This window comes from Bacteroides sp. An279, from assembly GCF_002159615.1.
Taxonomy (GTDB): Bacteria; Bacteroidota; Bacteroidia; order Bacteroidales; family Bacteroidaceae; genus Phocaeicola; species Phocaeicola intestinalis.
Map to the genome: position 1 here is coordinate 39780 of NZ_NFJA01000004.1, position 13129 is coordinate 52908.

15 protein-coding genes are annotated in these 13129 nt (G+C 44.5%); 11 read left to right on the forward strand and 4 right to left on the reverse strand.

What is annotated here, in order from left to right:
- The first annotated feature begins 106 nt into the window (after positions 1-106).
- Both B5F78_RS01440 and B5F78_RS01445 read left to right on the forward strand, forming a co-directional pair.
- Positions 107-361, forward strand: coding sequence for a cyclomaltodextrinase C-terminal domain-containing protein (locus B5F78_RS01440; RefSeq protein ID WP_087405773.1), 255 nt, complete (start codon positions 107-109; stop codon positions 359-361).
- Positions 362-456: 95 nt separating this feature from the next.
- Positions 457-951 carry a GNAT family N-acetyltransferase gene (locus B5F78_RS01445; RefSeq protein ID WP_204428223.1) on the forward strand — a complete coding sequence of 165 codons (495 nt, stop codon included), beginning with the start codon at positions 457-459 and terminating at the stop codon, positions 949-951.
- A 106-nt stretch (positions 952-1057) separates the two neighbouring features.
- Here the strand turns inward: B5F78_RS01445 and B5F78_RS01450 are convergent, their stop codons facing one another.
- The 3 genes from B5F78_RS01450 to B5F78_RS01460 form a co-directional block, all read right to left on the reverse strand.
- Entirely contained in the window at positions 1058-1570 is a 513-nt protein-coding gene (locus tag B5F78_RS01450; protein ID WP_087207803.1) for an ECF transporter S component, read from the reverse strand.
- Between the two features lie 200 nt (positions 1571-1770).
- On the reverse strand, positions 1771-2949 hold the full coding sequence (locus tag B5F78_RS01455; RefSeq protein ID WP_087405774.1) for a MalY/PatB family protein: 1179 nt from the start codon (positions 2947-2949) through the stop codon (positions 1771-1773).
- 96 nt (positions 2950-3045) lie between these two features.
- Positions 3046-3609 (reverse strand): DapH/DapD/GlmU-related protein, encoded by a 564-nt coding sequence (locus tag B5F78_RS01460; RefSeq protein WP_087405775.1) that lies wholly within the window; start codon positions 3607-3609, stop codon positions 3046-3048.
- Between the two features lie 162 nt (positions 3610-3771).
- Between B5F78_RS01460 and B5F78_RS01465 the strand changes: the two genes are divergently transcribed.
- The 5 genes from B5F78_RS01465 to bla all read left to right on the forward strand — a co-directional run bounded on the left by B5F78_RS01465 (position 3772) and on the right by bla (position 7665).
- Positions 3772-5148 (forward strand): NAD(P)/FAD-dependent oxidoreductase, encoded by a 1377-nt coding sequence (locus B5F78_RS01465; RefSeq protein ID WP_022039463.1) that lies wholly within the window; start codon positions 3772-3774, stop codon positions 5146-5148.
- A 188-nt stretch (positions 5149-5336) separates the two neighbouring features.
- On the forward strand, positions 5337-5813 hold the full coding sequence (locus B5F78_RS01470; protein ID WP_022039462.1) for a GNAT family N-acetyltransferase: 477 nt from the start codon (positions 5337-5339) through the stop codon (positions 5811-5813).
- A 10-nt stretch (positions 5814-5823) separates the two neighbouring features.
- Positions 5824-6204, forward strand: a complete 381-nt coding sequence (locus B5F78_RS01475; RefSeq protein WP_087405776.1) for a hypothetical protein — start codon at positions 5824-5826, stop codon at positions 6202-6204.
- Positions 6201-6749 carry a hypothetical protein gene (locus tag B5F78_RS01480; protein WP_087207809.1) on the forward strand — a complete coding sequence of 183 codons (549 nt, stop codon included), beginning with the start codon at positions 6201-6203 and terminating at the stop codon, positions 6747-6749. The genes B5F78_RS01475 and B5F78_RS01480 overlap by 4 nt, the downstream gene beginning before the upstream one ends.
- A gap of 31 nt (positions 6750-6780) precedes the next feature.
- The gene (bla, locus tag B5F78_RS01485; RefSeq protein ID WP_022039459.1) at positions 6781-7665 is read left to right on the forward strand and encodes a class A beta-lactamase; all 885 of its coding nucleotides are present in this window, start codon (positions 6781-6783) and stop codon (positions 7663-7665) included.
- On the opposite strand, the gene B5F78_RS01490 is transcribed toward bla, so the two are convergent.
- Positions 7636-8586 carry a DMT family transporter gene (locus B5F78_RS01490; protein ID WP_087249950.1) on the reverse strand — a complete coding sequence of 317 codons (951 nt, stop codon included), beginning with the start codon at positions 8584-8586 and terminating at the stop codon, positions 7636-7638. The two genes, bla and B5F78_RS01490, sit on opposite strands and share 30 nt — an antisense overlap.
- Before the next feature lie 122 nt (positions 8587-8708).
- Here B5F78_RS01490 and B5F78_RS01495 point away from each other — a divergent pair, with 122 nt between their 5' ends.
- From B5F78_RS01495 to menB, 4 genes are all read left to right on the forward strand, one after another.
- Entirely contained in the window at positions 8709-9134 is a 426-nt protein-coding gene (locus B5F78_RS01495) for a PaaI family thioesterase (RefSeq protein ID WP_087207811.1), read from the forward strand.
- Positions 9131-10270 (forward strand): isochorismate synthase, encoded by a 1140-nt coding sequence (locus B5F78_RS01500; RefSeq protein WP_087405777.1) that lies wholly within the window; start codon positions 9131-9133, stop codon positions 10268-10270. The genes B5F78_RS01495 and B5F78_RS01500 overlap by 4 nt, the downstream gene beginning before the upstream one ends.
- A 363-nt stretch (positions 10271-10633) precedes the next feature.
- A complete protein-coding gene (gene menD / locus B5F78_RS01505) occupies positions 10634-12280 on the forward strand; it encodes a 2-succinyl-5-enolpyruvyl-6-hydroxy-3-cyclohexene-1-carboxylic-acid synthase (protein WP_087405778.1) in 1647 nt (548 codons plus the stop codon).
- 12 nt (positions 12281-12292) lie between these two features.
- On the forward strand, positions 12293-13114 hold the full coding sequence (gene menB, locus B5F78_RS01510; protein ID WP_022039454.1) for a 1,4-dihydroxy-2-naphthoyl-CoA synthase: 822 nt from the start codon (positions 12293-12295) through the stop codon (positions 13112-13114).
- Positions 13115-13129: the final 15 nt, after the last annotated feature.

Consider the following 13129-nt stretch of genomic DNA (forward strand, 5'->3'; position numbering starts at 1 on the left):
TATATCATAAAAACCGCATAAAACCTGCAATTTTAACCCTTTTCTTTCCGCTTGTTTAGAATGAAAACTCTACCTTTGGAGTGCAAAACTAAAACTAAACAAGAATATGTCAGAAAACAAAACTGTAAAGTATCACATTCCCGAACAAGGAATCTACGTGTACGCCCGTACCAGTGAAGGCAAAACAGAAATGATTATCTTGAATAGTACTAACAAAGAACAAGTTCTGCCGTGCCAACACTACAATGCTTTAACTCGCGATTCTAAAGGAGGAACAGTCCTCACTTCCGGTAAAAAAGTGGATTTCACTAAAAATCTTATCATACCAGCAAATCAATCGCTAATTATTGAGTTCAAGTAAAGGACGTTAAAGCTTATTTATTACATACCAACAAAAAAGGTGGAGCATCAGTTTTGTTTCACCTTTTTTGTATTTTACTAAAGCCACTTTACAATATGATACAGACCATACGCCCCGCCATCCTTACCGATATAGACCGCCTGATGAAAATATTTGATACAGCCAGGCACTTTATGACGAGTACCGGAAACCCCAACCAATGGATAAACGGATATCCGCAACGTGAACTGGTTGCTGAAGAAATCAACCAAGGTAATTGTTATGTTTGTGAAAACGAAGAGAATGTCCTTGTCGGTACTTTCTGTTTTGTTCCCAGTCCGGACCCCAACTATGCACATATCGAAAACGGGAAGTGGCTGAATGACGAACCTTACTATGTCATCCATCGTCTGGCATCCGATGGCAGCGAAAAAGGTATCTTTTCCGCCTGCCTTGATTGGTGTACCGCCCGTGCATCCCAACTACGTGCCGACACTCATGCCGACAATAAAGTGATGCAACATCTGTTGGAAAAGCACGGTTTTGTTCGTTGTGGCATTATTTATGTATCCAATGGTACACCACGTATTGCCTACCAGCGGAAAGGGTAATTAATGTGCTAATGTAATAATATGAAAATGTGCCAATGTGAAAATGAATTAGCACACTAACTCATTATTACATTAGCACATTTTCATATTTGCACATTATTAAAAATCACTTCTGAATCAGATAACGGATGAAAGCATAACCTCCGAATACTTGCAACAACATGCCCGGAATACCTATACGGAAATCCTGAACGGCAGCATAAAAGCCATCGGCAAAGAATGCCCATTCGCCTAACGTACCTACCACCTGATAGAATAAAACTACAGCCAATAGAGCCAGAACCGATACTTTCTGGAAACGATGAGCCATGAATCCGGCACCTGCAGCCAGCAAGACAGATTTCAGCAAAATGGCAGGAAGTACCGCAGGAGCAGGCATACCGAACAATGCCGAATTAATCAATGGCGAAGCGATAGCAGTAAGCAAACCTACCTTCCATCCATATTTATATGCCCCTACCAAGGTAAAGAAATAAATCGGCAACCACGTCATTCCTCCTTGTGGAGCCAAATGAAAAAGCTGAGGCAAAGCAATATTGCCTGCCACGAAAAGCAAAGCCGCAAGATACGTCTTCGAATTCGAATACGATAACGAATAAAGTTTTACTACAGATTCCATAACACTTTAATTTTAATAATTAAATAAATATTCAGGTTTAGAATGTCCGTAATCAGCCTCCCATAATGATGTGCCAAATGAATATATACTTACTTTGCCATTGCAGTTATCTTCATACGCTGTAGCAGTTATCTGAAATGGCTTATGAAGTTATCTTCGTTTTCTGTAGGCATGGTATAGTTGAATATGGACATCCATTTTCAGTTTTTCTTCACCTTCTTTTCTACAAAACAGCCAAAACGCCGCAACCCTTCTTCTACCCTGCTGCGCGGACAAGCCAAGTTCCAACGCATAAAGCCTTCACCCGCTTCTCCGTACATCGTACCGGCATTGAGCCACAGCTTTTCCTCGTCCAACAACTGCGTTTCTATTTCTTCTGCATTCAGTGCAAGCACTGAGCAATCCATCCATGCTAAATACGTCCCTTCCAGTTTTATCAACGGGAACTGTGGAAGACGCTCGTTACAGAAATGCTGCATATACTGATAATTGCCTGCAATGTATGCATTCAACTGTTTCAACCATTCAGCTCCCTCTTCACTATAGGCAGCTATCAACGCCGCTACTCCGAACGGATTTACATCACATACCTCATTAATATTGATAGCACGGTCTACTTTCTTACGAAGCTCTTCACTCCACAATACAATGTTGGCAATTTGCAAACCAGCCAGATTGAATGCCTTACTGGGAGATATGCAGGTAGCCGAATGTTGCAGGAATTTCTCGCCCAATGACGCGAAAGGCGTATAGACATATCCCGGCATGACCAGTTCGCAATGTATTTCGTCAGCCACGACAAACACATCGTGACGGAAGCAGATCTCTCCCATACAGCGCAACTCTTCGGGTGTCCATACCCGCCCGGCAGGATTATGCGGATTACATAACAGAAAAAGTTTAACCTTCGGGTCGGAAACCTTTTCTTCCAAGTCGGCATAATCAACACGGTATGTATCTCCTTCACGCAACAAAGGACTTGTCACGATTTCACACCCATTGTTGCGAATGGAAGAAAAGAAACAATTGTATACAGGTGTCTGTACCACGACTTTATCTCCCGGACAAGTCATTGCCTTGATGATGGCAGACAATGCTGGAACGACCCCGATGGTATATTGTATCCATTCACGGTCAATGCTCCATCCATGTTGCCTGGAAAACCAACGGATAATGGCTTCGTAATATGTATCAGGCACCTTTGTATAGCCGAAAATACCGTGCGCCACCCGCTTTTGCAATGCTTCGATAATAACTGGAACCGTCTGGAAATCCATATCAGCCACCCACATTGGAAGCACATCCTCTCCAACAGCCGAATCCCACTTATATGAACCGGTATGACGGCGGTCGGTTAATTCATCGAAATTGTATTTCATTGTCTTCAGTTGTTTTTTCAGTTACAAAGATAGGCAGTTCCATCCATATCCTTGTATCCTGTTTACAGATAATACTACCCATTTTACATAAATTTATCAGTCTATCCTGCGAATCACTTTCGCCGGCACTCCACCAACAATAGTATTGGCTGGTACATCCTTGGTCACCACTGCACCGGCAGCCACGACCGCATTGTCACCGATAGTCACCCCCTGCAAAATCGTGGCATTCGAACCTACCCACACATTCTTACCCAACACGATAGAGGCAGGATAAGTGTTTTTCCTGTCTGTCGGAGCAATGCCATGATTCAGTGTAGCAAATACCACATTATGCCCTATCTGACATCCATCGCCCAACGTTACGCCACCATGATCCTGAAAATGGCAACAGGCATTGATAAACACATGTTTGCCGATAGTTATATTTTTCCCGAAATCAGTATAAAAAGGAGGAAATACCCGTAAATTCGGATCGACAGGTTTTCCAAACAACTCGGATAATAATGCCCGTACTTCGTCAGGCGTATGATAAGCTGTATTCAGACGAAAGGTCACTTTACGCGCTTCGCCACTCATTTCATCCATAAAGCGGCCGATTTCTTCCGTTGCCAATGCTTTACCGGTCTTTACATAAGCCAAAAAGTCTTCCAATTCCATAAGTTTACCTATATTTTGTTCTACAAATGCAAAAGTAATGAAATATCAAATACCGGATTGTATACGAATTACAGAAATTTTTCTCTAATTTACCGCCAAACATATGTTTAAATCCTGATAAAGTTGTAACTTTGCACCAGCTTTACACAAAAACAAAATGATATGAGTTTCAACATTGAAAGAGAAAAAGGTAAAAAGAGAGTTGTCATTGTAGGAGGAGGATTTGGAGGCCTCAAACTAGCAGACAAGTTGTCTAAATCCAATTTCCAGGTAATCCTGATTGACAAAAACAATTATCACCAGTTTCCGCCACTCATTTACCAGGTGGCATCTGCCGGCATTGAGCCGAGTTCTATCTCGTTTCCTTTCCGGAAAATATTCGGGAAAAAATCTCATGTAAATTACCGTATGGCGGAAGCCCGGCTGATTTTTCCTGAAAAGAACATCCTGCAGACTTCTATCGGTAAAGTAGAATACGATTACTTGATTCTGGCTGCTGGAACCACTTCCAACTTCTTCGGGAACCAGAACATTGAAAAAGAGGCCATTCCGATGAAGACTCTACAAGAAGCAATGGGATTACGCAATGCCCTACTGGGCAACTTTGAACGAAGCGTGACTTGCGCTACCGAACAAGAACGCAGAGAATTGTTGAATATCGTTATTGTCGGTGGAGGAGCTACCGGTGTGGAAATAGCCGGAGCATTGGCTGAAATGAAACGGTATGTGCTTCCGAAAGACTATCCGGACATGAACGAAAACCTGCTGCAAATCTATTTGATAGAGGCAGGCAGCCGCCTGCTGTCGGGTATGGCTCCCGTATCTTCGCAAAAATCGGCAGAATTCTTGCGTGAAATGGGCATCAACGTATGGCTGGACAAAAAAGTGCTGGACTACCGTGACCACAAGGTTATTCTGGAAGATGGGACACAAATACCTACCCGTACTTTCATTTGGGTAAGTGGTGTACGTGCCAATGCTATCGGCAATATGCCATCCAGTTCCATCGGACGCGGAGGACGCATCAAAGTAAATCAATATAATAAAGTTGACGGTTTCGACAACATATTCTGCATCGGCGACCAATGTATCATGAACGGCGACAAGGACTATCCTTACGGACATCCGCAACTTGCACAAGTAGCCATCCAACAAGGAAGCCTGCTGGCTGAAAACCTGATTCGCCTGCAGAAAGGAAAAGCCATGAAGCCTTTCCATTACCGCAACCTGGGAAGCATGGCTACCGTAGGCCGCAACAAGGCTGTAGCCGAATTCAGTTCCTTGAAGACCCAAGGTTGGATAGCCTGGTTCTTGTGGCTGGTAGTCCACCTGCGTTCCATCTTAGGAGTACGAAACAAAATCAATGTCCTGCTCAACTGGATGTGGAGCTACATGACCTATGACCATTCACTCCGCCTGATTCTTTATCCGCGCAAAGCTCAAGAAGTCATTGAGCGTGAAAAACGTGAAGCCGAGACCCACTGGGGAGAAGACGAAATGCAACAAAACGCAACTGACGAAAAAAGCCAGTCCAAATAATAAACCAAGGTACAGGAATCAAATATTGATACCCCAACCATTAAACTTGAAACAGACTTGTCTTTCCAAACAGGGAAACCTCGGAAACGACGAGCCTGTTTCGGATAATTATTTATCTTTACACAGTCAGGAACCGATACACTTTATCAGCCAGACATCCTCAAACATTATCCTATATAGTTGAATGCATGAAAACAACTTACCCAACCCGAACAGTCACGATAAACGACATAGACGAACTACGCAATCTGTTCCGCTCTACAATACAGGCTGTAAACATTCAGAATTACACACCTGCAGAAATAGAAGACTGGGCATCATGCGGTGACAGTACAATCCACTGGAAAAATCTGCTATCCACACTCTATTTCCTTGCAGCATTAGATAGTGAAGGACGTATCATTGGCTTCGCTTCTATTCGGGCTGATGGCTATCTGCACTCAATGTTTGTTCACAAGGATTGGCAAAGAAAAGGCATAGCATCCCAGCTCCTGTCAGAAATAGAAGCCTATGCATGCCGTTTCGGTATAACACAAATCACGTCAGAAGTCAGCATTACGGCACGTCCTTTTTTTGAAAAACAAGGCTATAGTGTGGAAAAAAGCCAAAAGAAACGTGCCAAACGATTGGAAATGATAAACTATGTAATGAAAAAAGAACTATAAAGACCTCTATATGAGAATTTTAAGATCATTGCTTGTTTGGCTTTGCTTCATTCCTGCCGCCATTCTCAATGGTGGTGTACGGCAGTATTGCCTGCATCCCTTGTTGCATCAATGGGCCTTGCCCGTAAGCGGTGTTCTGTTAAGCGGACTTATCATTCTCTTGACATGGCTACTATTACCTCGCGTTGGCATATTGAATCAAAAAGAACGTTATGCCATTGCTTGCCTATGGACGGTCTTGACTATCACTTTCGAACTTATATTCGGAACAAGCACCGGACAAACTTTCCATGAATTGGTATCGGCATACAATCCGATGACAGGTAATTTATGGATACTTGTCGTACTGAGTACTGCCCTTTCACCTGTTATCATAAAAAAAAGTATATGAATTACACCTTAACCATCCTCCGGCAAAGGCTTTCCGGCAAAATTCATGAAAATGATATCCTGGAAATCTGCCATGCCACCCAAGGTACAGATGGCAATGCAGCAAAACTTACACTTTACCGTCTCTTATTCGACAACAATAAACGGATAGCCGAAAATGCTGCATGGATATTTACACACTTCGATTTACATAATAACGAATGGCTGTATGACAAACAGAATGAACTGATAAACGAAACACTGCATACTGCCAGCAATACAAAACGCCGTCTACTGCTGACGTTGCTGCTGCGACAACCCTTTCCTCCCGAAAACCTCCGCACTGATTTCCTTGATTTCTGTTTCTCGCAGATGCTCAGTCCCCAAACAGCCATCAGTATCAAATCTCTGTGCATGAAACTGACCTACGAACAGTGTAAACATTTTCCGGAATTACGAACAGAATTACGTACGACACTGGAAATGATGGAACCTGACTTTTTACCTGCCGGAGTACGTACTTCACGGAAAAACCTGTTGAAGATACTGCAAAAAGAAAGCAACTGACAAAATTTTCACCCAAATTCGAACTTTACAAATGATGAAACTACTCCTTTTTATTATACTCTATACCTTTTGCACATTATCCTCGCAAGCCACTCATCCACTGCAAGAACAAATCCAACAAATCACAGCAAACACAGATGCACACGTGGGTGTAGCACTCATTATCGATGGAAAAGACACCATAACAATAAACAACGATGACCGCTATCCGCTAATGAGCGTAATGAAATATCACCAGGCACTCGCCGTGGCACATTACCTGGACAAGCACCACCTGCCCCTTTCTACCTCTGTCTTCATCCGCAAAGAAGACTTACGACCCGATACTTACAGCCCGTTGCGCGACCGTTATCCGGAAGGGAACATCAGTTTGCCAATCAGCGAATTGCTCACTTATACCCTCCAGTTGAGCGATAACAATGCCTGCGACATTCTGTTCGACTACATAGGCGGTACGGAAGAAACAGACAAGTATCTCCGCACTATCGGATGCGACCAGTTCGCCGTTACAGCCACCGAAGACGACATGCACAAAAATCTGGCTCTATGTTATAATAACTGGAGCACACCACTCTCTACCGCCCGGCTGATGGACAGATTGGCTGCCGAAACTTTGCCGATTGATACCTCATATACCCACTTTATCCGCGAAACCTTACTTGACTGCCAGACAGGAAAGGCACGTCTGCCCTTCCCTTTACAAGGCACCGAAACACGTATCGGACATAAAACCGGCACCTCCGACCAAAACGAACAAGGCGAATGGATAGGAATCAACGATGCCGGTTTCATCCTGCTTCCCAACGGCAAAAGATATACCCTTGTCGTATTCGTGAAGCATTCCAAGCTAAGTTTCGAAGCTACTGAGAGAGTGATAGCCGATATATCAGCGGTTGTCTTCCGTACCCTTCACTGACGCCTCATGAGCCTCCAGCTCGGCACGCGAACGGCTCATTGTCACCAAATAGACACCGCCGAATATCAATAAGATGGAAACTCCTTTTACCCAGTTGAAAGAATCCATTCCCCAGCAAATTGCCACGATGCATGCTACAACAGGCTGTACATAATTGTACATGCCTGCCACTGTAGGACGCAGGTTCTTCTGTCCCACTACCACCAGGATGTAACATAAGAATGTACTCCCTACCACGATGAAGGCAAGCGAACCGATTTCCATCAAGCTCAGCCCAGCCCAGCCCGCGGCAAGCAAATCATTGTACGAAAACGGAAGCAGACAGATGAAAGCATACGTAAACATCCATTTCATCAGCGTGAAAACCGAATACTTGCCTACGAAATTCTTGAACAGCACCAAATATAATGCATAACTCAACTGTGCCATCAATACCAGCAAATCACCCCAGATGCTCTTGTCGCCCGATACAGTTGAAGACGTCCCTGCATGTGAACTGCCCATGATTAGCAACAACGCTCCTGTAGCACCGAAAGCAATACCCAGCACCTTTTTCCCTGTAATCGGCTCTTTCAGAAAAATAGCAGCAAGCACCATCGCCCACAGCGGCATGCTGGTAGTGATAATGGAAGCATCGGCAGGCGAAGTAAGCCCTACCCCGAAGATGAAACATCCTTGATTGAACACAATGGCAAGCAACGAAGCCACAAACAGCTTTGCCAAATCCTTATGTCCCACATGCTCCGGTTTGCGAAAAAATGAAACAATCCAAAACAATACCATCGCGCCAAACACGCGCAAGTCTGTCACGACCAACGGTGTAACCAGTCCACCCAACATAACAAGTTTTGCCAGTGGCGACATCAGCCCCCACATGGCATTGGCACAAAGCATCGCTCCGTGTCCTTTTAGTTTTTGCATTTCCATAACAACATCTTATTAAATCGGATGCAAAAATACATCAGAATTTGAATCGAAAGATAGAAAATACCACAAAATAAATGTACCTTTGCATGGTTATTAATTAAAAATACAGGAAGAATATGCAAATAGAACCTGGCAAACCATACGAACTAAAAGAATCCATAGGAAGATTCTTAGGCATCAAACTGGTGGAAATGAAAGACGGACATGTAAAAGCAACCATGCCCGTAAACGACAATACAGCACGTCCTTGCACCCCTGTCGACATACTGAACGGAGGAGCATCACTGGCTTTCGCTGAAATCGTCAGCGGATATGGTTCGATACACTTGTGCGCTGAAGACGAAGAGCCGGTAGGCATACAGGTCAGCGCCAACCATGTAAGCATGACTCCCGTAGGAGAAGGACGTTACGTGGAAGCTCATGCGAACATTGTACACCGGGGACGCACACAGCATGTATGGAACGTGGACATCATCACTCCCGAGGGCAAACTGGTGTCTACCGCACGTGTTGTCAATCTTATCATAAAGAAACGGCCATGAACCAACCTTCCATTTACATACACAAACTGATAGACAACCTGACACGAAGCACGGTAAACTTTGCCCTCTACCGTCAACCGTGGACTGATATGCCTATATTGGTATTGCAAGAAAGCGGAAACACACAAATCATTGACAGCCTGACTGATTTGAACGGACAACGCGGTTTTCTGTTGGCTCCTTTCCGCCGTACAGAGCAACATCCCATTGTTTTGATTCGCCCAACTCATGTTGAACATGATTGGGAAGCTATCAGCGAAACATTAACCCGTTTGGTGCAGGATCGAACAGACCTCATTCCTACCCAGACCGAATTGCCGTTTTCTAAAACAGCATCTTTCATCACCCAGGAAGCTTCAGATAAAGAATGGGAAAATTATCGTCAAGCATTCGAACGATTCATTGCTCCCTTACAGCAAAAGCAGTTCCAAAAACTGGTATTGTCACGCCGTACTTTTCTGGAATTGCCTGACGGCTTTTCGCCTCTCACCTCTTTTATCAATGCTTGCAATAATTATCCACGCATGATGATTTCCCTTTGCCATACCCCTGAAACTGGTACCTGGCTAGGAAGTACTCCGGAAATCATCCTTAGCGGACATGGTACCCAATGGCATACAGTCTCCCTTGCTGGCACTATGCCCATGCAAGGAGATGTCATACCGACCGACTGGAGTGATAAGAATATACGCGAACAAGCTTTTGTTAGTGACTACATACGTCGTACCATAAAACAGTTTGGAAATAAAATCACTGAAAAAGGTCCTTATCCAGCACGGGCTGGTCAACTGGTGCATTTAAAAACTGATTTCAATTTCATTCTGAAAGATGCCTCACAAGTAGGAAATATCTTGTACGAACTACATCCGACACCGGCAGTATGTGGACTCCCTAAAAACGAAACATACGAATTCATCAACGAAAACGAAGGATACGACCGACGTTATTATGCCGGAATTATCGGTTGGCTTGACCCGGAAGAAGACACTTCACTTTACGTCAATCTGCGCTGTATGAATATTGAAGGTAAAAGAAGTACGCTATATGCCGGAGGAGGTATCCTATCCTCATCCACACTAGAGTCTGAATGGGAAGAAACACAACAAAAATTAAATACCATGCTAAGTATACTATAATAAAAGAGAAGAAGATGAATAAAAACAGGCTATTGGATATCATAACAAATCGGGTTTTAAACACATCTGCACATTAATAATATTATTAATAATAATGAATATCCGCAATTAGCCAAGCCACTGAATTGCAAACGCAGTAACACTGCATTTGCCGATAAAGTATATATCCGTAGGCGGATGCAGTATATATTCAACCGCAGTTGCAGTATATATTCATTGTTTCAGGGGTATGTATTGGCTGTTGGTGGACATGCATTTAATAATAAATACGAACGTACGTATAAATCTGCAACCGCACATATAATTTGCATAAAAAACAGTTGTAGGAAAGCGCACAAAAAGCTATTTGACAAAATAAAAAGCATGTATACTCATAAGAAAAATATATTACAGCTAGCTGCCTTGCTTCGTGCACATGGCATCCGAAGAATTGTACTTTGCCCGGGAAGCCGAGACATCCCGCTGGTACAAACATTCGCCCACATCCCCGATTTTGTATGTTACCCAATGACCGACGAACGAAGTGCCGGCTTCTTTGCCATTGGCCTGGCACTTCACGACAATACGACCGTTGCCGTATGCTGCACATCCGGAAGTGCTTTGCTCAACCTGCATCCAGCAATATCTGAAGCTTATTACCAGCAAGTACCTTTGGTGGTAATCTCCGCCGATCGTCCAGCTGCTTGGATTGGACAAATGGACGGACAAACCTTGCCTCAACCTGGAGTATTCGGCACGCTGGTCAAGAAATCGGTCAACCTACCTGATATTCAGACAGATGAAGACGAATGGTTCTGCAACCGCCTCATCAACGAAGCTTTACTGGAAACCTGCCATCACGGCAAAGGACCGGTTCATATCAACGTGCCTGTCAGCGAACCATTCTTCCAGTTTCCCGTTACACAATTGCCTGATGTGCGTGTCATTTCCCGCTATCAGGGTTGGAACAATCAGCTTGCCGACCGTCTCCGGCAATACACCAGACGTATGGTGGTGGCAGGACAGATGAACCGTCGACGAACATTTACCCCCGAACAATATACCACATTATATAAGCATTTCGCTTGGATTGTCGAAAACATCAACAATCCCACCCTGCCCGAACAGGCCATCACACATATCGACCAACTGCTCTATTCAATGGATAACAGCGCACAAGAAACTATGTGTCCCGAATTACTGATTACCTATGGAGGGCATATCATCTCGAAGCGTCTGAAAAAATTCTTACGTCAGCATCCGCCTATGGAGCATTGGCACATAAGTGCTGACGGAAATATAGTCGACCTGTTCGGCTCGCTCAGCACGGTTATCGAAATAGAACCGCACGCATTCTGGCAACAAGTGGTACAGCTACAAAACCTTCCCGGCTCTGATTATCCGCAGACGTGGAGAGCAAAAGTACAGAACCTCGACCACGCCATTTTCGCCTATTCGCAAATGAAAGCCATCGGCGAGGTTATCCGCAGGCTTCCTAACCCTTGCACACTCCATTTAGCCAACAGCTCGACAGTGCGTTACGCCCAACTGTTCGATTTGCCCACAGGCGTAGAAGTACAGTCGAATCGGGGTGTAAACGGTATCGAAGGTTCTTTATCAACGGCAATCGGATACGCTAGTGTTTCAAACCAGCTGAACTTTATCCTGATAGGCGACCTAAGTTTCTTTTACGATATGAATGCCTTGTGGAATCCGAACTACCGGAACAACGTGCGCATCTTATTGCTGAACAACGAAGGAGGCGAAATCTTCCACGCCCTGCCTGGGCTTTCCTTGGACGAGCACACACACCACTTTGTCATCGGCACACACCATGCATCCGGCAAAGCATGGGCAGAAGACAGGGGATTCGATTACTTATGCACCCACAACGATACCGAGTTGCAGACTGCATTAGACGTATTTACACAACCTAACCCTACTCCTCACCCACTGTTACTGGAAGTATTTACCGACAAGACCCGCGATACAGATTTATTAAAAGCATATTATCACAAACTGAAACAATAAAACATACGAATTATGGCACAAAGAGAATGGAAAACCATCAAGGAATACAACGATATTCTTTTCGACTTCTACAACGGCATCGCAAAAATCACTATCAATCGCCCCAGATATCGCAATGCATTTACTCCTGATACGACCAACGAAATCAGTAATGCATTGGTCTACTGCCGCGAATGCTCCGACATCCGCGTAGTCGTACTTACCGGAGCTGGTGATAAAGCATTTTGCTCGGGTGGCGACATGCACGTGAAAGGACACGGAGGTTATGTAGGCAGCGATGGAGTACCCCGTCTGAATATCCTTGACGTACAGAAGCAAATCCGCTCCATCCCGAAACCTGTCATTGCCATGGTAAACGGATACGCCATTGGAGGCGGACATGTGCTCCACGTAGTATGCGACTTGAGCATTGCCTCCGAAAACGCAATCTTCGGACAAACCGGTCCACGCGTAGGTAGTTTCGATGCCGGATTCGGCTCTTCTTATCTGGCACGTGTGGTCGGACAAAAGAAAGCGCGCGAAATATGGTTCCTCTGCCGCCAGTATTCAGCTCAAGAAGCATTGGAAATGGGATTAGTCAACAAAGTCGTACCATTCGACCGTCTGGAAGACGAGGTGGTGGAATGGGCAGAAACCATCATGCAGCACAGCCCACTTGCCATTCGGATGATAAAAGCAGGACTGAATGCCGAACTCGACGGACAATCCGGTATTCAGGAACTGGCCGGCGACGCGACAATGCTTTACTATATGACCGAGGAAGCGCAGGAAGGAGGAAAGGCCTTCTTGGAAAAGCGCAAACCCGACTGGTCTAAATACCCGAAACTGCCATAATTATTAAAACACCTC

Coding starts and splice junctions, on each gene's coding strand:
- B5F78_RS01500 (WP_087405777.1), top strand. CDS start 9,131: ATGAACCAACCTTCCATTTACATACACAAACTGATAGACAACCTGACA.
- menD (WP_087405778.1), top strand. CDS start 10,634: ATGTATACTCATAAGAAAAATATATTACAGCTAGCTGCCTTGCTTCGT.
- B5F78_RS01455 (WP_087405774.1), bottom strand. CDS start 2,949: ATGAAATACAATTTCGATGAATTAACCGACCGCCGTCATACCGGTTCA.
- B5F78_RS01445 (WP_204428223.1), top strand. CDS start 457: ATGATACAGACCATACGCCCCGCCATCCTTACCGATATAGACCGCCTG.
- B5F78_RS01480 (WP_087207809.1), top strand. CDS start 6,201: ATGAATTACACCTTAACCATCCTCCGGCAAAGGCTTTCCGGCAAAATT.
- B5F78_RS01470 (WP_022039462.1), top strand. CDS start 5,337: ATGAAAACAACTTACCCAACCCGAACAGTCACGATAAACGACATAGAC.
- B5F78_RS01490 (WP_087249950.1), bottom strand. CDS start 8,586: ATGCAAAAACTAAAAGGACACGGAGCGATGCTTTGTGCCAATGCCATG.
- B5F78_RS01440 (WP_087405773.1), top strand. CDS start 107: ATGTCAGAAAACAAAACTGTAAAGTATCACATTCCCGAACAAGGAATC.
- B5F78_RS01475 (WP_087405776.1), top strand. CDS start 5,824: ATGAGAATTTTAAGATCATTGCTTGTTTGGCTTTGCTTCATTCCTGCC.
- B5F78_RS01460 (WP_087405775.1), bottom strand. CDS start 3,609: ATGGAATTGGAAGACTTTTTGGCTTATGTAAAGACCGGTAAAGCATTG.
- B5F78_RS01495 (WP_087207811.1), top strand. CDS start 8,709: ATGCAAATAGAACCTGGCAAACCATACGAACTAAAAGAATCCATAGGA.
- B5F78_RS01465 (WP_022039463.1), top strand. CDS start 3,772: ATGAGTTTCAACATTGAAAGAGAAAAAGGTAAAAAGAGAGTTGTCATT.
- bla (WP_022039459.1), top strand. CDS start 6,781: ATGATGAAACTACTCCTTTTTATTATACTCTATACCTTTTGCACATTA.
- B5F78_RS01450 (WP_087207803.1), bottom strand. CDS start 1,570: ATGGAATCTGTAGTAAAACTTTATTCGTTATCGTATTCGAATTCGAAG.
- menB (WP_022039454.1), top strand. CDS start 12,293: ATGGCACAAAGAGAATGGAAAACCATCAAGGAATACAACGATATTCTT.